The sequence below is a fragment of the Bradyrhizobium stylosanthis genome, from assembly GCF_001641335.1.
In the GTDB taxonomy this organism is placed as follows: Bacteria; Pseudomonadota; Alphaproteobacteria; order Rhizobiales; family Xanthobacteraceae; genus Bradyrhizobium; species Bradyrhizobium stylosanthis.
The window spans coordinates 15298-34281 of record NZ_LVEM01000005.1 but is presented as its reverse complement, the minus strand read 5'-3'; the positions used below and the strand labels follow the sequence as shown (position 1 = coordinate 34281).

Genomic DNA, 18984 nt, shown 5'->3' with positions numbered 1-18984 from the left:
TGAACCGGCTTATTTCACCTGCTTCGCCGCCTGGATCTCGACGAACTCGGAGTCGGGATGCGTGACGATGGTGGCGAACATGATGCCGCTGATGATGATCGACCAGGCTGTGTCCCAATAAATCCAAAACACGTGCCACCCTCCGTTTTGGTGTCCTTCGCCCGCGGGATCAGGTAACGGCAGAATGAGGCGCCCGTTCCCGATGTGAAGCGCGGCGCAGACGAGGCGCTATTTGGGTTTGGTCGGCGGTGGTGCGCGATCGGTTTGACCGGTGTGGCGCTTTGCCACGACATCCTCATCGCGCGGGCCTTCGTGCGGGCGCGGCGGCGGCTTGGGCTGGCCGGCCTGACCGCCATGCTTGCCGCCCATGTCGGGCTTACCTTCGAGATCATTTTCACGTGGCATGCCGGGTCAATGCCGGCGCGCGGCATTGGTTCGTTTGCATTGCCCTGTTTTCGCCTGTGAACGAGTTCATAGGTTGGTCGCGGGTTGCAGTGCACGATGACCCGCGTGCGTCGCCGCACGGATTCGACGGACGGGGTTTGGCCTGATGCGAAAACGGCTGGTCGCCTGGACCATTCTGACCTGCGCGCTGGTCGCAGTCGCGGTGTGGACCGTGCTCGGGCCGCCGGACCGCCCGGCCGGCCCGCATCTGCCCTCGCGCAATCTGACGGCGGCCGTGCACTAGCCGCCCGCGCAGCAACCGATGCAATTTCGGCATTGATCGATCTCAACTGGAATTTGGTGCGGCAACGTGCCGCCCGCTATCCTCTCCGGCAAAACGACAACGCCGCATTGGCCCCGAGGAGAACGCCCATGACGAGTCCGATCCACCGCTTTGCAGCCGGAGCGTCCCGCGCTGCGATCGCAACTGCTCTCACCTTTCTCGCTCTCACCCTTGGAGCCCGTGCCGGCATGGCCGAAACCTTCGCCTATGTCGGCAACGCCGACAGCAACGACATCAGCGTGTTCAAGCTGGCCGAGAACGGCGAGATGACACCGGTGCAGACCGCCGCCTTCCCGGGCGTGGACAAGCCGGGCTCCTCGACGCCGCTCGCGATCACGCCCGACCACCGCGTGCTGATTGCCGGCGTGCGCTCGCAACCGTTCCAGGCGGTGAGCTTCGCCATCGACCCCAAGACCGGCCAGCTCAGCCACATCGGCAACGGGCCGCTCGCCGACAGCATGGCCAACATCGCCACCGATCGGGGCGGCAAGGTGCTGTTCAGCGCCTCCTATGGCGGTAACAAGGTCGCGGTCAATCCGCTTGGCGCGAACGGCGTGGTGGCCGCACCGACGCAGGTGATCCCGACCGGGCTCAATGCGCACGCCTTCCTGCCCTCGCCCGACAACCGTTTCGTGTTCGCTACCAATCTCGGCTCGGACCAGGTGCTGAGCTTTTCGTTCGAGCCCACCACCGGCGCGCTCACGCCGAACGATCCGCAGGCGTACAAGCTGCCGGAGAAATCGGGACCGCGGCACTTCGTGTTCCACCCCAACGGCAAGTTCGTCTACATGATCCACGAGCTGAACGGCGATGTCGCCGCGTTCAATTATGAAGCCAAGGGCGGCGCATGGGACGAGATCCAGCGCACCACGGCATTGCCTGAAGGCTTCACCGGCAAGCCCTGGGCCGCCGACATCCACATCACGCCCGATGGCCGCTTCCTCTATGCCTCCGAGCGCACCACCAACACGCTCACCGCCTACAAGGTCGATACGAGCAGCGGCAAGCTGACCACGATCGGCAGCGTGCCGACCGAGAAGCAGCCGCGCGGCTTCAACATCGATCCCAGCAGCCGCTACCTCGCCGCGGTCGGCGAGCTCTCCGACGGCATGACGGTCTATGCGATCGACCCATCGAGCGGCGCGCTCACCAAGCTGAAATCCTATCCGACCGGCAAGAAGCCGAACTGGGTGGAGTTTGTGAACTTGCCGTAAGGAGGCGCTTCCCCAGCCGCCTCCACGCGTCATGGCCGGGCTTGTCCCGGCCATCCACGACCTTTGCACGGCGCCAAGAACGTGGATGCCCGGGACAGGCCCGGGCATGACGAGTTCGTTAGGTGCCGAGCACCTGCGAACCTTCCCGCCTTTCCAAAGACTAATTCAACGGGCGGCATCGCGCCGCCCGGCGCTGCGGTATTTCTCGTCCGGACGGACCATGGCCCACTGCTGCCGCTTCTGCTATCGATGAGGCCGTCAAGGCCCCAACCGGAATGACCGATGCGTCCATTGCCTGCGCGTTCCTTTTCCAGACATCTCGTTGCATTCACCGGGCTGCTGATGCTGTCCGCCCCGCTCGCGCGCGCCGCCGATGACGACGCGCCCAAGGGGCCCGCGGTCACGGTGCTGAAGGTCGCGAAATCCTGCTTCTCCGACATCGTCGAGGCCACCGGCACCATCATCGCGCGCGAGGAAACCTCGGTGCGGCCCGAACGTCCGGGCCTCAAGGTGACGGAAGTGCTGGGGGAAGCCGGCGACACCATCACGGCCGGCCAGGTGCTGGCGCGTCTCGCGCTGCCCGAAGGCGGCACGCTTCAGGTCACGGCGCCCGTGGCGGGCGTGATCGCGACGTCCACGGCGCAGATCGGCAATTTCGCCTCGGCCAAGGGTGAGGCGCTGTTCACGATCGTGGCGCGCAGCGAATACGATCTCGTGGGCCTGGTCGCGACCACCGATATCCGCAAGCTCGCGGTGGGCCAGCAGGCGACCGTGCGTATCGCCGGCGCCGGCGATCTCGACGGCAAGGTTCGCCGGATCGGGCCGACCGTCGAGCCCAACATCCAGCAGGGCATGGTCTATATCGGCATCTCCTCGCAGAAGCGGCTGCTGCTGAACGCGAGCGGACGCGCGCTGATCAAGACCGGCCAGAGCTGCAACGTCGCGGTGCCGCTCACCGCCGTGCAATATTCCTCCGCCGGCACCGTGGTGCAGGTGATCCGCCGCAACCGCGTCGAGACCAAGCGCGTCGAGGTCGGATTGATGTCGGGCGGCAATATCGAGGTCCGTGACGGCCTCAACGAGGGCGACGTCGTCGTCGCCCGCGCCGGCGCGCTGCTGCGCGAAGGCGATCCCGTGCGCCCGGCGATGGCGACCGCGGAAGCGGCGAAGTAGCAGCCGCAATCGTCATTGCGAGCGAAGGTCTCTCAACGCCGTCATTGCGAGGAGCCCTTGCGACGAAGCAATCCAGAGTCTTTCCGCGGAAAGATTCTGGATTGCTTCGCTGCGCTCGCAATGACGATGTGGGGGCAGTGGTGCGCCAAGCGCACACTTCGTAGGGTGGATTAGCCGAAGGCGTAATCCACCTCTTTGCTTTCCGCGCTGAGAGGGAAGCGGTGGATTACGCCGGCGGACTGCGCTTCGCGCAGCCGCGGGCTAATCCACCCTACAAAGCCTGCAAAAACCTAGCCGCCGGCTTCGCCGAAATGGACGTCTTCAAGCAGCGAGGACGACACGGTCGGGACCTGGTCGCCTTCGGAGGCGCGCGAAATCGCGACGCGGGTCTTGTTGAAGACGCTCTCGGCGCTGCCCTGCGCATTGAGGTTGCCGAGCAGCTCGCCGATCAGCACGCTGTGCTCGCCCTTGCCGTCGTCGACGACCTTGCCGGGCGAGGCTGAGGAGAGGATCAGCGCATTGTCGGGCGCGCTGATCGGCGCGAGACCGTGGCTGTAGGAGCGGAAGCGGCGCTCGTAGGGATTACGGCGGGACGCATCGACGACGACGAGCTTGGCCTTGGCGCCCTGCTCCTTCATCATCTCGAGAACGCCCTCGATGGACACGCCCTGGCGGCGGACGTCGCTTTCCTTCCAGATCGCGGCATCGACCGGCAGCATGTAGCTTTCGCGGCCGGCCTGCACGCCGAAGCCGCCGAAGAACAGCATGACGACGGTGTCGCGCTTGATCCGGGACTTCAGGCGGTTGACCGCGCGGACCATGTCGTCCTTGGTCGCGTCTTCCACCATGTCGACGTCAAAGCCGTTCTTGCGCAGGCTCGAGGACAGCGCGCGGGCGTCGTTGATCGACTGCGTCAGCGGCGCGCTGGCGTCGGGATAATGGCCATTGCCGATAACAAGGGCGAGGCGCGAGGTCTGGCCGATCGAGCCGGTGACCTGGTCGGTCGTCACGGCCTTGGCGGCATCGAGCGCGCGCATGTTGAGAGCAGCATGGGCGCCGATCACGAGGGACACCGTACCGATGAGGGCTGCCGCCACCGCGATTGTGCGCCGGGAAATGTCGAGCTGCCTTACATTCATCTCGCTTCATTCCTGTCAGTGCCAAAGACCAGCCAAGCGCGCGCACACTGTTTGAGTAGCGCGATAGCGTCTTTAGGTTTGAGGGATTGGCCGGGGAAGTGCCCCCGAATTGCGCGCAATTTGCGGCGCCGCACCAAACAAACCCTTAACCGGATATAGGCTCCCGGGCAATAGATTGCCCAAAATTTGAACTAAGCTACTGAATGTATTAGTTAATTCTCCAGGCCAACCTCGCGCTTTTTTTGCATTCCCCGTAGCCTTCCGGTGCCCAATATGCGGCGCCTGGGCCGCCCATTTCTGTGACCATCATCACATTTGTATTTCCCGCGAATCCGGGTAGCTTTTTCAAAGACTTGCTTGGGGGTGGCGCGGATGGGACTGCGCCGGCCGGCTCCCTGGGCAGGGCCCCGCGACCAGGTATTTCATGAGCTTTCATTATTTTGCCGGCGCCGCCTGCCGGGCGCTGACGGCGCGCAAGGACGGCCCCTCTCTTTATGAGGTCTGCGATCCCGTGCTGGCGGCCAGCGCCAGTGGCGATCCGCATCTGGCCAAGTTCTACAAGACCGCGCTCGGCAATCCCGCATTGCGGATCCTGCTCCGCCGGGCCGGGCTGCCCGAGCTGCGCGACGATGCGAAGCTCGCCCGGCTGCGCGAGGCACTGGTGCGGGCCCGCGACGAGAGCGAGCCGGACTGGGCCGCGGTCGGCCAGCCCGTCGCCGAGCTCGTCGACAGCATCGCGCTCGACCATCCGAAGCCGCCGCCGGCAATGTTCACCGGCTCCGCGCCGCCGCAGGCGCAGATCGACGGCGTGATCCGCGACTGCGCCCAGCACCTGCTCGGCTCGTATCGCAAGAACGGCTTCCTGCCGACCTATGCCGCCTTCAACCTGATCGGCGATCCCGATTTCCGCGGCCGCGAGCTGATCATGGCGCTGACCGGGCTGAACGCGCGCGGCTACAAGAATTCATCGCTGCTGTTCAACCTTGCGCGCGTCTTCATCGCGCGCTCGCCCGCGCGCGCCGTGGTCAATCCGCCCTGGAAAGGCATTGCCGAGCCGATGTGGGAGCCGGTGCAGATCCGCCACCGCTCGGCCTATTACGATGCGTTCTTCATCGAGGCGCTGCTGAGCTATGTCGAGACCGGGCTCGCCTCCGCAGCAGACAAGACCGGAGCCGAGCGCGCCATCGCCGACATGGTCGATTTCTGCGTCAATATCAGCCGCGAAGAGGTCGAAGGCATCGACGGGGCACGCTTCAACGTCATCACGGCGCTCGCGCCGGCGCCGCATCCGCGCTTCTCGCGCTACTTCGCACAGATCAAGCAGGATCTCGGCTTCGGCGTCTATGTGCCTGACTGCGACACCACGGCGTGCTCGATCTCCGCGGCGACGCAGGCCGGCTGCACCGATCCGATCATCGACCAGCCGCTGCTCGACTTCTACAGCGGCTATCAGGTGCGCGCCGGCATCAACGAGCCGCGCGTCACCGTGCCGCTCAACGACAACATCGACTACGAGGGCGGCGTCGCCACCTGGATCGACAATCTCAGGGGCGAACGGCCCTATGGCAACGATCTCGACCCGACACTCAATCTCGACATTCTCGAGGTGAGTTTTCGCAATCTGACGCGCTGGAAAATATTGGAAACACCGGCGCGGCTCGCGACCGTGCACCGGATCATCGGCTTCCAGAAGCGGTTGGCAGCGAGCGGTGCCTTCGCCAATCCGCGCTCGCACATCTATTATCTGCCGGAACTCTACAGCGCCTATTTCGGCCGCTGCTATGCGGCGTTCCTGGCGCTGCCGCTGGCGGCGCAGGCTCTGATCGATCCCAACGGCGATTTCGATTTCATCCGCCATCGCGTGCTGTCCTACGTCAAGGGCGAGCTGATGGCCGCGGAGATGAACGTGTTCGACGCGGCGCTGGCGCTGATCGCGCTCGGCCATCTCGGCGCCGACCCGCGCGCCTGCGCGCCGGCGCTGAACGTGATCGTCGCCGGGCTTGGCGAAGGCGGCCGCCGCGGCCCGTTCCGTGCCTATGAGTGGAACAAGATGAAGACCCCGACGCGGATCCTGGTCGGCGGCCCCGAGGTGACGTCGGCCTTCGTGCTGATGGGACTGGCGGTAGCGAAACGCGCGATGGCGCGGGGGTAGATGTCGTAGGGTGGGTTAGCCGAAGGCGTAACCCACCACTTCTGCATCCGCGGCAAGAGGCGTTGGTGGGTTACGCCGAGCAGATGCGCTTCGCGCATCTGCTGGGCTAACCCACCCTACGGGACTGGGTCCCGGCTCTGCGGAGCGGCGCTCCACGCCGCACCGCGTCCGGGACACGAGCGGAGAGACCGTCGCGAGATGACAGGAAGTTGAAAGCTCAATCGTTAGGCATAAGCTGGCCGGAAAGACAAAAGCCGACCACAATTGCGCGGCTTATCGAGATTTTCCCGAGCACCCGGACCGGCATGTTGCGAAAATTCCTGATTGCGCTGTCCATTCTCACCCTGCCGTCACTGGCTGAGGCCGCCGACATCACCGGCACGGCAAAGATCCGCGCCGGCGACGCCGTCGTGATCGGCAACACGCGGATCCGGCTCGGCGGCATCGACGCTCCGGCAGTCGACCAGCTCTGCCTCAACACCAAGACCGAGCGCTGGACCTGCGGCGTCGCGGCCCGCGACGAGCTCGCGAAATATGCCGAGGGCAAGACCTGGGTCTGCCATACCCGCGCGATCGACCGCCGCGGCCGCACCGTGGCGCGCTGCGAGGTCGGCGGCGAGGACATCCAGAAATGGCTGGTGCGCAACGGCTGGGCACTTGCCTACACCCGCGTCTCCAAGGATTACGAACCCGACGAGGTTGCCGCGCGTGAGGCCAAGGCCGGGATGTGGCAGGGTGCCTTCATCGCACCGTGGGACTGGCGCGTGCGCAACAAGAAGACGGCGATATTGGGCGCCACCAAGCCGCCGGAGGGCGCGCATGCCGTGCTGCTCGCCTCGGCCTCGGGCCCGGTCGCGCCATCGCCGGACTGCACCATCAAGGGCAACGTGAACAGCGCCGGCGAATGCATCTATCACCAGCCGACCAGCCGCTGGTACACCCAGATCAAGATGAAGATCAGCAAGGGCACCCGCTGGTTCTGCTCGGTCGAGGAGGCGGAGGCCGCCGGCTGCCGCGAGACCAAACGATAACCCAGACCTGCGTTTTGGGTGCTTTTCTAAGGCTCCGGCGCCATTTAAAAGTGTGATTCAGCGACCCACCGCCTGTCCACCAGCAACAAGGACCAATAGCAATGACCGTTCGCGCGGGCCGGGAATTTCTGGCCATCCCCGGGCCCACCACGATGCCCGACGAAGTGCTGCGGGCGATGCATCGTCCGGCGATCGACATCTACTCCAAGGAGATGCTCGATCTGACCGAGAGCCTGCTCGGTGACATCTCGAAATTGTTCGCCACCAAGGGCAAGTCCTACATCTACATCGCCAACGGTCACGGCGCCTGGGAAGCCGCTTTGAGCAACGTCTTGTCGCGCGGCGACAAGGTGCTGGTGCTGGAGAGCGGACGCTTCGCGATCGGCTGGGGCAATGCAGCGGCGCTGATGGGCGCCGAGGTCGAGGTGCTCAAGGGCGACTGGCGCCGCGCGGTGCGGCCGCACGAGGTCGAGGAACGCCTGCGCCGCGACACCGAGCACAAGATCAAGGCCGTCGTCGTCGTCCAAGTCGACACGGCTTCAGGCGTGCAGAACGACATCGAGGCGATCGGCAAGGCGATCAAGGCCAGCGGCCATCCCGCGCTCTACATGGTCGACACTGTCGCCTCGCTCGGCTGCATGCCGTTCGAGATGGACAAATGGGGCGTGGACGTTGCGATGTCCGGCTCGCAGAAGGGCCTGATGACGCCGCCCGGCCTCGGCTTCGTCGCCGCCAATGCGCGCGCGCTCGAAGTGCACAAGAAGGCGAACATGTCGACGCCCTATTGGAGCTGGAGCGAGCGCGAGGGCACCGAGAACTATCGCAAATATGCCGGCACCGCGCCGGTGCATCTGCTGTTCGCGCTGCGCAAGGCGATCGACCTCCTGCACGAGGAGGGGCTGGAGAACGCCTTCCGCCGCCACAGCCTGCTCGGCGAAGCCGCGCGGCGCGCGGTTGCGATGTGGTCCGAAGGCCAGGTGCTCGGCTTCAACGTCGCCGAGGCCAGCGAGCGCTCCAACACCGTGACCACGGTGACCATGAGCAACGGCCACGACCCCGCGGTGCTGCAGCGCTATTGCAAGGACAAGTGCGGCGTCGTGCTCGGCACCGGCATCGGCGATCTCTCCGGCCAGGCCTTCCGCATCGCCCATATGGGCCATGTCAATGCGCCGATGCTGCTCGGCACGCTGGGCGTGGTCGAGATCGCCCTCAACGCGCTGAAGATCCCGCACGGCAAGGGCGGGCTGGAAGCCGCGGTGTCGTATCTCGGCGAGGAAGTGGCGGCGTAAATCACTGTCGTCCCGGCGAAGGCCGGGACCCATACCGCGTGATCTGTCGTTAGGGCGCGGTCGCCGTACCGCGCTCAGATTCCTTCACTGCGAGTCTCCGCCAAACTCCTCCCTGGGGTTATGGGTCCCGGCCTTCGCCTGGACGACATCGGAATGTTTGGTTACGGTTGCGGCACCCGATACGCCTCGACCTGCGCCTTCAGCTCATCCAGCGACGCGGTCGGCGTCTTCGGATCGACGCGATATTCTCCGCTCGCCAGCCATCCCAGCACCTTTGCATCGATCAGCGGCGAATGGTGGATGACGTCGCTGTAATTGTTCAGGTCGTGCGTCACCGACTTGATCGCGCGGAAATCATGCAGGCGGACGTTGGGAAGCTTGGTCAGGCGCTCGGCGATATGCGCGGTGAGGTCCGTCACGATCTTCAGCGTCTGCGGCGAAGCATCGCGCATCGCGACGAATTGCAGGATCGAGTAGGGCGGGAAGTAGATGTCGAAGCTCACGTCCGGATGGCGCGTGATCAGGCCGACGGCATCCTGCTCGAAATGCCGGACCATGGCCTCATAGCCATAGCCTTCGCCGAGGAAACGGCTGCGCACCGGGCTCGTGATATAGGCGAAGGCGGCGAGCGTCCTGCTCGCATTGTAGTCGCGCGCAATGTCGAAATCGCGCGGCAGCGCGTAGATGTCGTCGACGTCATCCAGCGCGAACTTGACGGGAAGATAGGGCGCCGCGCGCGCCAGCGGCTGCTGCAGCGGCGGAACGGACCGCAGCAATGAAAACAGGGATTCCTTCGCCATCGCCGCGCTGAACAGGTAGGACGCGATCCCCCTCGCCGTCCCGCGATAGAGATCGACGGACAGATAGGGATCGGCCTCGATGTCGGCGGCATCGACAAAGATGAAATCGTCCATCGCCCAGATCACGCGCTTTGCGCCGCGGCCGATCGCCTGATCCAGCACGAAGGCCTGCTGGCGCGAATTGGAGCCGGTCATCGCCAGCTTCAGCGACTGGACGCCGAGCGCGCGGTCGATGTCGCTCTGGCGGAAATGGATCGCGAGGGAGGTGCCCATGAAGGCGGTGTCGAACGACTGGCTGCGGATCAGCCCGGCATTCTGCACCCGCGTGTCGTCGGAATAGAACGCCTGCGGCGAAGGACGAAACAGTTGCAGGGGATCGACGGCGTAGGTGAGCACTGCCGCGCCCAGCAGGCACACCAAGCTGGCGAGGAGAAGACGCTTCAGGCTGGTGAATGATCCGCGCATCAGAACCGGAAATAGATGAATTCGCTGTGGCTCTGGATGCCCAGAATGCCGAAGGCGAGCACCAGCGAGGCCGCGGAGAGCACCAGCGGCCGCATGCGCCCTGCCGGCAAGCTCTCGCCGACACGGCGGCTCGCGTGATCGTAGCCCATGATCTGCTGCGTGTTCGGCGCCAACCACACCAGCGCGGCATAGATCGCGACCTGCACCAGCGCTGCGATCTCCTCGCGGCCGAACACGATCGTCGCGGGATCCGCCATGGCGTGGAGCACCCGCAGCGCCCAGGTGACGCTCTCGGCGCGGAAGAACACCCAGGCGATGACGACCGCGAGGAACGTCAGCACGGCTCCGATCACGCGGCCCGGGCGCGCCAGCAGCGGAGGAACGTTCGGCATCAGCGCGTTGAAGGCATGGTTGACGCAGAGATAGGCGCCGTGCAGCGCGCCCCACACGACGAAGGTCCAGGCCGCGCCGTGCCAGAGCCCGCCGAGCAGCATCGTGAGCATCAGATTGACATAGCGCAGCACGCGGCCGCGCCTGTTGCCGCCGAGCGGGATGTAAAGATAGTCGCGCAGGAACTGCGACAAGGTCATGTGCCAGCGGCGCCAGAACTCGACAATGCTGGTCGCCTTGTAGGGCGAATTGAAGTTGACGGGCAGGAAGATGCCGAACATCAGCGATATGCCGATCGCCATGTCGGAATAGCCGGAGAAGTCGAAATAGAGCTGGAACGTGTAGGCGAGCGCACCGAGCCAGGCCTGGTCGAAGCTCGGCGATCGCGCCTCGAAGGCGAGCGCGACCAGGGGCTGGATGCCGTCGGCGAGGCAGGTCTTCTTGAACAGGCCGATCGCGAAGATCACGATCCCGCACAGGATCAGATGCGCATGCGGATGCTTCGCCTCCTCCTGCTCGAATTGCGGGATCATGTCCTTGTGGTGGAGGATCGGCCCCGCGATCAGATGCGGAAAGTAGGTCACGAACAGCGCGTAGTGCGGCAGCGCATAGGCCGCGACCTGGCCGCGATACGCATCCACCAGGAACGCGATCTGCGTGAACGTGTAGAAGGAGATGCCGACCGGCAGCAGGATGTGAACCGCGAGATGCGTGCCGAAGAGCGCGTTGACGTTCTCGGTGGCAAAGCCGGCATATTTGAAGATGCCGAGCACGAGGAGATCGCCGGCGACACCGAGAATGAGCGCGGCCTTGCGCTGCGACGGGCCGAGCTTAGCCACGATCAGGAGATGACCGACGCCATAGTTGAAGGCGATCGAGAGCAGCAGCAGGGCCACGAACTGCCAGTTGCCGATCGCGTAAAAGGTCAGCGAGGCCAGCGCCAGCCAGATCACCGGCGTCAGATTGCTGCGCCGCCCAAGCCAGAAATAGCCAGCGAGTGCGGCCGGCAGGAACAGCAGGATGAACGGGTAGGAATTGAACAGCATCGTGCTGGACCGGCGGCGGGGGTATTGCCCCTAAAGCATACAAGGGGCGGTTCAACAACCCGGCGACTTGGCGCAGCCCTGGGAACTGCCACGCTGGCAATTCGTGGAAACGGGACGATATAAGGGAACGCGCGAACAAGGCGGCGGCCCTTCTTCTCCCTCTCCCCGTTCTTACGGGGCCGGGACGAGCTACGCTCGCCCTGAGAGGGTTGGGGTGAGGGGCCTCTCTCCCCACGCGAGATGATCGAGGGACCTGTACCCCCTCACCCGCCGCTTCGCGGCGACCTCTCCCCCCGCAAGCGGGGCGAGGTTAAGACAAGACGATGCGCTGACGAACGAGGACCGAGTGACCCAAGCCAAGACGCCTTCGAAGCCCCCCGTCGCCCCGCGCCGGCCGCATTCCTTCACGCGGCACGGCATCGCCGTGACCGACGACTATGCCTGGCTGAAGGACGAGAAATGGCAGGAGGTGCTGCGCGACCCCGCGGTGCTCGACCCTGACATCCGCAAATATCTGGACGAGGAGAACGTCTACACCGAGAGCCTGCTCGGCCATACCTCAGGCTTGCAGAAGACGCTGGTGCGCGAGATGCGCGGGCGGATCAAGGAGGACGATTCCAGCGTGCCGTCGCCGGACGGCCCCTTCGCCTATTTCCGCAGGTTCCGCGAGGGCGGACAGCACGAACTGTTCGGCCGTATGCCGCGCGACGGCGGCAACGAGCAGATCGTGCTCGACGGCGATGCGCTCGCCAAGGACCACAAATATTTCAAGTTCGGCGGCAGCCGGCACTCCTACGATCACAAGCTGGAGGCCTGGAGCGCGGACACCAAGGGCTCGGAATATTTCTCCATCCGCGTGCGCGACTGGGCGACGGGGACGGATCTCGACGATCTGGTCGAGGAGACTGACGGCGGCGTGGTCTGGGCCGCGGACTGCAAGAGCTTCTTCTATGTGAAGCTCGACGACAACCACCGGCCGATGCAGGTGTGGCGCCACAAGCTCGGCACCAAACAGGCCGACGACACGCTGGTCTATGAGGAGCAGGATGCGGGCTGGTTCACCCATCTGCACGAGAGCACCAGCGGCCGCTTCTGCGTGATCGCGGGCGGCGACCACGAGACAAGCGAGCAGCGGCTGATCGATCTCGCCCATCCCGAGGCGCCGCCGCGCCTGGTCGCGGCGCGCGAAGAAGGCGTGCAATATTCGCTCGCCGATCGCGGCGACGAGCTGTTCATCCTCACCAATGCCGACGACGCCATCGACTTCAAGATCGTCACCGCGCCGCTGTCATCGCCCGAGCGCAAGAACTGGCGCGACCTGATCCCGTATCGCCCCGGCATCTACATCATCGACCTCGATCTCTATGCCGGCCATCTGGTGCGGCTGGAGCGCGCCAATGCGCTGCCGTCGATCGTGATCCGCGATCTCAAGACCAGCGAGGAGCACGCCATCGCCTTCGACGAGGCCGCCTACTCGCTGGACACGATGGGCTCCTACGAATTCGAGACGACTACTCTGCGCTTCGCCTATTCGTCGATGACGACGCCGTCGGAGGTCTATGACTACGACATGGCCAGGCGCACGCGCACCTTGCGCAAGCGCCAGGAGATTCCCTCGGGCCACAACGCGGCCGACTACGTCACCACGCGCATCATGGCGAAGGCGCAGGACGGCGCCGAGGTGCCCGTGTCGATCCTCCACCGCCGCGGGCTGAAGCTCGACGGCGCGGCGCCGCTGCTGCTCTACGGCTACGGCTCCTACGGCATGGCGATGCCGGCCTCGTTCAACGCCAACCGCCTGTCGCTGGTCGACCGCGGCTTCGTCTACGCCATCGCGCATATCCGCGGCGGCGCCGACAAGGGCTGGGGCTGGTATCTCGACGGCAAGCGCGAGAAAAAGACCAACTCGTTCGACGATTTCGCCGCCAGCGCCCGCGCGCTGATCGCTGCGAAATACACCAGCGCGAAACGCATCGTCGGCCACGGCGGCTCGGCCGGCGGCATGCTGATGGGCGCGGTGGCCAACCGCGCCGGCGAATTGTTCGCGGGCATCGTCGCGGAGGTGCCGTTCGTCGACGTGCTCAACACCATGCTCGACGACACCCTGCCGCTGACGCCGCCGGAATGGCCCGAATGGGGCAACCCGATCGAGAGCGAAAAGGATTTTCGCACCATCCTGTCCTACTCGCCCTACGACAATGTCGCGGCGAAGGACTATCCGGCGATTTTGGCAATGGGGGGATTGACCGATCCGCGCGTCACCTATTGGGAGCCCGCCAAATGGATCGCGCGCCTGCGCGCCACCATGAGCGGCGGCGGCCCCGTCCTGCTCCGCACCAACATGGGCGCCGGCCATGGCGGCGCCTCGGGGCGCTTTGATCGGCTGGACGAAGTCGCGATCGTCTATGCGTTCGCGCTGTGGGCGGCGGGGATGGCGGAGGCCGGGGTGTAGCCACACCCGCAGCCTTGTAGGGTGGGCAAAGGCGCGTAGCGCCGTGCCCACCATCTCTCAATCATGACGACGAGGTGGGCACGCTTCGCTTTGCCCACCCTACGGCAGTTGTCGTCCCGGCCTAGTGCGCAATTGCGCACGGGGGCCGGGACCCATACCGCCTGATCTATCGGTGGGAGACGGAAGCAGTACCGACGAAGACCCTTTGACTACTGGTCTTCGTCAAACTGCTCCCTGGGGTTATGGGTCCCGGCCCCCGTGCGCAATTGCGCACTAGGCCGGGACGACCCTGTGCTAGCTACCACCCAGCAATCAGGCTCACACCGCCCCGTGCGCCTCGACATAGAGCGCATAGACCGAATGGCTGCTCGCCATGTAGAGGCGGTTGTTCTTGGGGCCGCCGAAGCAGAGATTGGCGCAGCGCTCGGGCAGCTTGATGAAGGCGAGAGCCTTACCTTCGGGGTTGAAGACCATGACGCCGTCGAGGTCTTCCGACTTGCCCTTGAGCTGGAACACCTTGCGGCCGCCGATGTCGGTGGCCTCGCCCTGGAGCGCGCCGTTGGAGCCCCAGCCGCACCAGAGATTGCCGTCGCGATCGACACGGAAACCATCGAGCGAGCCCTGGTCGGCGGCGTCGATCAGCTTGGTCTTGCCGCTGAGGCTGCCGTCGTCGCCGACATTGTAGCTCCAGATGCTGCGGTTCGGCGTGCCCTTCCACTCGACGATGTAGAGCTTCTTCTCGTCCGGCGAGAAGGCAAGGCCGTTCGGATTGACGAGGTCGGTAAGGACCGCGCTGATCTTGCCGTCCTTGGCGATGCGATAGACGTTCGTGGTGGCCTGCTCCGCCTTCTCCTTCTTGCCTTCCCACTCGCCGTTGATGCCGAACAGGGGATCGGTGAACCAGATGCTGTCGTCCGACTTGACCACGATGTCGTTCGGCGCGTTCAGCCGCTTGCCCTCGAACTTGTCGGCGAGCACGGTGATCTTGCCGTCCTTCTCGGTGCGGGTGATGCGGCGGGTGACGGAGTGCTCGCAGGTCACGAGGCGGCCCTGGCGATCCCTGGCATTGCCGTTGGCGTAATTGGCGTTGGCGCGGAACACGCTGGTCTGCCCGGTCTTCTCGTCGAACTTCATGATCCGGTTGTTGGGAATGTCGGAGACCAGCAGATATCCGCCCTCGGGGAAATAGACCGGACCTTCGGCCCAGCGCATGCCGGTCGCAACCTGCTCGACCGTCGAGGAATAGAGGCGATATTTTGCGAAGCTCGGATCGAGGATCTGGACGGCCGGGTCCGGGTAGCGCTGGTTCGGTGTGAAGGCGAACGACTGCGCGCCGGCGGCGCGGGCGAGAAGTGCCGAAGCCGCCGCCGCGCCGGCGCCGGCCATGAGGTTGCGTCGCGTGAAATTCATGAAAGTCCTCCCTGCTTGATAAAAGGCCGGCGCTTGATGCGCCGGCCTGTTTCTTGATGTGGCTTGGCTTTGGCCTAGCGGCCTCTCTTTTGCCGCCAGGCCGCGAAATCGGTCAGCGTCTGCGGATCGGTGGCGGGATAGAGGCCGAAGATGCCGCGGCCCTTGCCGACCTCTTCGGTGACGAAGTCCTCGAAGGCGGTCATCTCGAAGGCTTCGTTGGCGATATCGTCGGCGAGATGCGCTGGGATGACGATGACGCCGTCGCGGTCACCCAGAATGACGTCGCCGGGAAACACCGGCGCATCGCCGCAGCCGATCGGCACGTTGATCTCGATGGCCTGGTGCAGCGTCAGATTGGTCGGCGCGCTCGGACGATGGTGGAAGGCGGGGATGTCGAGCTGAGCGATCTCGGCAGAATCGCGAAAGCCGCCATCTGTCACGACGCCGGCGACGCCGCGCTTCATCAGCCGCGTCACCAGGATCGCGCCGGCCGAGGCCGCGCGCGCGTCCTTGCGGCTGTCCATCACCAGCACAGCTCCGGGCGGGCAATCCTCGACCGCCTTGCGCTGTGGATGGGAACGGTCCTTGAAAACGTCGATGGTGTTGAGGTCCTCGCGCGCCGGCATGTAGCGCAGTGTGAAGGCCTCGCCGACCATGGTCGGCTGGTTCGGATTCAAGGGGTGCACATCCTGGATCATCTGGATGCGCAGGCCGCGCTTGAACAAAGCGGTGGCGACGGTGGCGGTGGAGACGGATTTGAGCTTGTTGCGGGTGGCTTCGGAAAGTTTTGTCATTTGCGCTTTCTCTCTGGTCGTCATTCCGGGGCGCGAAGCGAACTACGGTGCGCAATTGCGCACCTGAGAATCTCGAGGTTCCGGGTTCGATGCTTCGCATCGCCCCGGAACGACGGTGTTAATAAATCGACGGCTCGCCGATCGGCGCGCCGAAATCGGTCTCGAGGAAGTCGAAGTCGCAGCCGTCATTGGCCTGCTTGATGTGCTTGGTGAACATCCAGCCATAGCCGCGCTCGAAGCGGCGTTCGGGCTGCTTCCAGGCGGCGCGGCGCTTTGCGAGCTCGGCTTCGGGCACATCGAGATTGATGGTGCGGGCGGCAACGTCGAGCGTGATGCGGTCGCCGTTCTGCACCAGCGCCAGCGGACCGCCGATGTAGGATTCCGGCGAGACGTGCAGGATGCAGGCGCCATAGCTGGTGCCGCTCATGCGCGCATCCGAGATGCGCACCATGTCGCGCACGCCCTGCTTCACAAGCTTGGTCGGGATCGGCAACATGCCCCATTCCGGCATGCCCGGCCCGCCCTGCGGCCCGGCATTGCGCAGGATGAGGATGTGGTCCTCGGTGACGTCGAGGTTGGGATCGTCGACCGCCTTCTTCATTGCGGGATAATCGTCGAACACCAGCGCCGGCCCGGTGTGCTTGAGGAAGCGCGGCGCGCAGGCACTGGGCTTGATGACGCAGCCGTCGGGCGCGAGATTGCCCTTGAGCACGGCGAGCGCACCTTCCTTGTAGATGGGATTGTCGACCGAGCGGATAACATCGGCATTGTGCACCTCGGCGCCATCGATGTTCTCACCCACCGTCTGTCCGGTGACGGTGATGCAGTCGAGATGCAGGTGCTGCTTGATCTCGCCCATCAGCGCCGGCAGGCCGCCGGCGTAGAAGAAGTCCTCCATGAGGTACGCATCGCCGCTCGGGCGGACATTGGCGATCACGGGCACCTTGCGGCTCGCGATCTCGAAATCGTCGAGCCCGATGTCCTGGCCGGCGCGGCGGGCCTGCGCGATCAGGTGGATGATCGCATTGGTCGAGCAGCCCATCGCCATCGCCACGGCAATTGCGTTCTCGAACGCCTTGCGGGTCTGGATCACCTTCGGCGTCAGGTCTTCCCACACCATCTCGACGATGCGGCGTCCGCATTCACTGGCCATGCGGATGTGGTTGGCATCGGCAGCCGGAATCGAGGAGGCGCCGGGCAGCGTCATGCCGATCGCTTCGGCAATCGCGGTCATGGTCGAGGCTGTGCCCATGGTCATGCAGGTGCCGTAGCTGCGGGCGATGCCGGCCTCGATGTCGAGCCAGTCCTTGTCCGAGATCTTGCCGGCGCGGCGCTCGTCCCAGTATTTCCAGCCGTCCGAACCGGAGCCGAGCGTCTTGCCCTTCCAGTTGCCGCGCAGCATGGGACCGGCCGGCAGATAGATCGCCGGGATGTTCATCGAGGTCGCGCCCAAGAGCAGCGCCGGCGTGGTCTTGTCGCAGCCGCCCATCAGCACGACGCCATCGACGGGATGGCTGCGCAGCAGCTCCTCGGCGTCCATCGCCAGCAGATTGCGATAGAGCATGGTGGTCGGCTTGAGCAGCGATTCCGAGAGCGACAGTGCCGGCAGCTCGATCGGCAGGCCGCCGGCCATCAGGATGCCGCGCTTGACGTCGTCGACGCGCGACTTGAAGTGCATGTGGCAGGGCTGCGCGTCCGACCAGGTGTTGAGGATCGCGATGATCGGACGGTCCTTCCACTCCTCGGGCGCATAGCCCATCTGCATGGTGCGGGAGCGGTGGCCGAACGAGCGGAGATCGTCGGGCGCGAACCAGCGCGCGCTGCGAAGCTGGTCGGGCGTGATTTTCTTCTTGGTCATGATTGGGTGCCCCATTTCTGCACGGTGTTCCGCTCGATGGCGCGGAAGATCAGGTTCTCGACAAAGAGCCCGATGATGATCACCGTCAAGAGGCCTGCGAAGACCGCAGGTATGTCGAGGAGGTTGCGGTTCTCGAAGATGAACCAGCCGAGCCCGCCCTGCCCCGAGGACACGCCGAACACCAGCTCGGCCGCGATCAGGGTGCGCCAGGCGAACGCCCAGCCGATCTTGAGGCCGGTGAGGATCGAGCCGAACGCCGCAGGAATGAGAATTTTCGCCACGTAGGGCAGCCCGCGCAGGCCATAATTGCGGCCGACCATGCGCAGCGTGTTGGACACGCTCTTGAAGCCGGAATGGGTGTTGAGCGCGACCGGCCACAGCACCGAATGGATCAGCACGAAGACGAGGCTGCCATTGCCGAGCCCGAACCAGATCAGCGCGAGCGGCAAGAGCGCGATCGCCGGCAGCGGGTTGAACATCGCCGTGACCGTCTCGAGGAAATCGGTGCCGATCCGGGTCGAGATGGCGAGGATCGTGAAGATCGCGGCCAGCACGATGCCGGCCGAATAGCCCATGAACAGGACTTTCAGCGAGGTCCAGGCTCGCATCGGAATCGTGCCGTCCTTGACCCGATCGTACAGCGTCGCGATCGTATCGTGCAGGGTCGGAAACAGCAGGGGATTGTCGAGATAGACGCCGTAGGCTTCCCAGACCGCCGCCAGGAACAGGATGATGACGGTCTTGCGCACGAAGCCGTCGTTCCACAACAGTTCGAGCACGGTCAGCTTGCGCTCGACCTCGCCGGCGCCGCCGGCGGCGACCGGTGCGTCACGCAGCAGAATTCTCGCTTCGGCCATCGGACGCTCCTTCAATGCGCCAGGGTAATCGCGTTTGAATATTCACAAGAGGGCGTCATGCCCGGGCTTGTCCCGGGCATCCACGTTCTTTGTACTGCGTTGCAAGGCGTGGATGGCCGGGACGAGCCCGGCCATGACGTCGTGGAGGCTACTGGTGCCCAAAGTATGCACTTCATATGCGATGACC

16 protein-coding genes are annotated in these 18984 nt (G+C 64.9%); 8 read left to right on the top strand and 8 right to left on the bottom strand.

Annotation, left to right across the window (positions count from 1 at the left end; genetic code table 11):
* Positions 1-9 precede the first annotated feature (9 nt).
* Positions 10-132: a hypothetical protein gene (locus A7X65_RS43660; protein ID WP_283806187.1), complete on the bottom strand. Its 123-nt coding sequence runs from the start codon at positions 130-132 to the stop codon at positions 10-12.
* 72 nt (positions 133-204) lie between these two features.
* Here A7X65_RS43660 and A7X65_RS42895 point away from each other — a divergent pair, with 72 nt between their 5' ends.
* From A7X65_RS42895 to A7X65_RS31485, 4 genes are all read left to right on the top strand, one after another.
* Positions 205-465: a hypothetical protein gene (locus tag A7X65_RS42895; protein ID WP_063692694.1), complete on the top strand. Its 261-nt coding sequence runs from the start codon at positions 205-207 to the stop codon at positions 463-465.
* Positions 466-550: 85 nt separating this feature from the next.
* On the top strand, positions 551-688 hold the full coding sequence (locus A7X65_RS43055) for a hypothetical protein (protein ID WP_156528289.1): 138 nt from the start codon (positions 551-553) through the stop codon (positions 686-688).
* A gap of 128 nt (positions 689-816) precedes the next feature.
* Complete coding sequence (locus tag A7X65_RS31490) at positions 817-1941, top strand: lactonase family protein (RefSeq protein ID WP_063692692.1); 1125 nt, start codon at positions 817-819, stop codon at positions 1939-1941.
* Positions 1942-2223: 282 nt separating this feature from the next.
* Positions 2224-3114: an efflux RND transporter periplasmic adaptor subunit gene (locus A7X65_RS31485; protein ID WP_063692690.1), complete on the top strand. Its 891-nt coding sequence runs from the start codon at positions 2224-2226 to the stop codon at positions 3112-3114.
* 290 nt (positions 3115-3404) lie between these two features.
* Here the strand turns inward: A7X65_RS31485 and A7X65_RS31480 are convergent, their stop codons facing one another.
* Positions 3405-4253 carry a caspase family protein gene (locus A7X65_RS31480; protein ID WP_063692688.1) on the bottom strand — a complete coding sequence of 283 codons (849 nt, stop codon included), beginning with the start codon at positions 4251-4253 and terminating at the stop codon, positions 3405-3407.
* A 424-nt stretch (positions 4254-4677) separates the two neighbouring features.
* On the opposite strand from A7X65_RS31480, the gene A7X65_RS31475 reads away from it, so the two are divergent.
* The 3 genes from A7X65_RS31475 (at position 4678) to A7X65_RS31465 (ending at position 8725) form a co-directional block, all read left to right on the top strand.
* Positions 4678-6405 carry a hypothetical protein gene (locus tag A7X65_RS31475; RefSeq protein ID WP_063692686.1) on the top strand — a complete coding sequence of 576 codons (1728 nt, stop codon included), beginning with the start codon at positions 4678-4680 and terminating at the stop codon, positions 6403-6405.
* A gap of 305 nt (positions 6406-6710) precedes the next feature.
* A complete protein-coding gene (locus tag A7X65_RS31470; protein ID WP_063692685.1) occupies positions 6711-7436 on the top strand; it encodes a thermonuclease family protein in 726 nt (241 codons plus the stop codon).
* Between the two features lie 101 nt (positions 7437-7537).
* Positions 7538-8725 carry a pyridoxal-phosphate-dependent aminotransferase family protein gene (locus A7X65_RS31465; protein WP_063692683.1) on the top strand — a complete coding sequence of 396 codons (1188 nt, stop codon included), beginning with the start codon at positions 7538-7540 and terminating at the stop codon, positions 8723-8725.
* Between the two features lie 161 nt (positions 8726-8886).
* On the opposite strand, the gene A7X65_RS31460 is transcribed toward A7X65_RS31465, so the two are convergent.
* Positions 8887-9990, bottom strand: a complete 1104-nt coding sequence (locus A7X65_RS31460) for a hypothetical protein (protein ID WP_063692681.1) — start codon at positions 9988-9990, stop codon at positions 8887-8889.
* A complete protein-coding gene (locus A7X65_RS31455; protein WP_063692679.1) occupies positions 9990-11426 on the bottom strand; it encodes an MBOAT family O-acyltransferase in 1437 nt (478 codons plus the stop codon). Before A7X65_RS31455 ends, A7X65_RS31460 begins: the two co-directional genes overlap by 1 nt.
* A 346-nt stretch (positions 11427-11772) precedes the next feature.
* Here A7X65_RS31455 and A7X65_RS31450 point away from each other — a divergent pair, with 346 nt between their 5' ends.
* Positions 11773-13878, top strand: coding sequence for a S9 family peptidase (locus A7X65_RS31450; protein WP_063692678.1), 2106 nt, complete (start codon positions 11773-11775; stop codon positions 13876-13878).
* A gap of 318 nt (positions 13879-14196) precedes the next feature.
* On the opposite strand, the gene A7X65_RS31445 is transcribed toward A7X65_RS31450, so the two are convergent.
* The 4 genes from A7X65_RS31445 to A7X65_RS31430 all read right to left on the bottom strand — a co-directional run bounded on the left by A7X65_RS31445 (position 14197) and on the right by A7X65_RS31430 (position 18797).
* Positions 14197-15288: an SMP-30/gluconolactonase/LRE family protein gene (locus tag A7X65_RS31445; RefSeq protein ID WP_063692676.1), complete on the bottom strand. Its 1092-nt coding sequence runs from the start codon at positions 15286-15288 to the stop codon at positions 14197-14199.
* A 74-nt stretch (positions 15289-15362) separates the two neighbouring features.
* Positions 15363-16082 (bottom strand): ribonuclease activity regulator RraA, encoded by a 720-nt coding sequence (locus A7X65_RS31440; protein ID WP_063692674.1) that lies wholly within the window; start codon positions 16080-16082, stop codon positions 15363-15365.
* Positions 16083-16200: 118 nt separating this feature from the next.
* The gene (gene araD / locus A7X65_RS31435) at positions 16201-17940 is read right to left on the bottom strand and encodes an L-arabinonate dehydratase (protein ID WP_063692672.1); all 1740 of its coding nucleotides are present in this window, start codon (positions 17938-17940) and stop codon (positions 16201-16203) included.
* Positions 17937-18797 (bottom strand): ABC transporter permease, encoded by an 861-nt coding sequence (locus tag A7X65_RS31430; RefSeq protein ID WP_063693820.1) that lies wholly within the window; start codon positions 18795-18797, stop codon positions 17937-17939. The genes araD and A7X65_RS31430 overlap by 4 nt, the downstream gene beginning before the upstream one ends.
* Positions 18798-18984 lie beyond the last annotated feature (187 nt).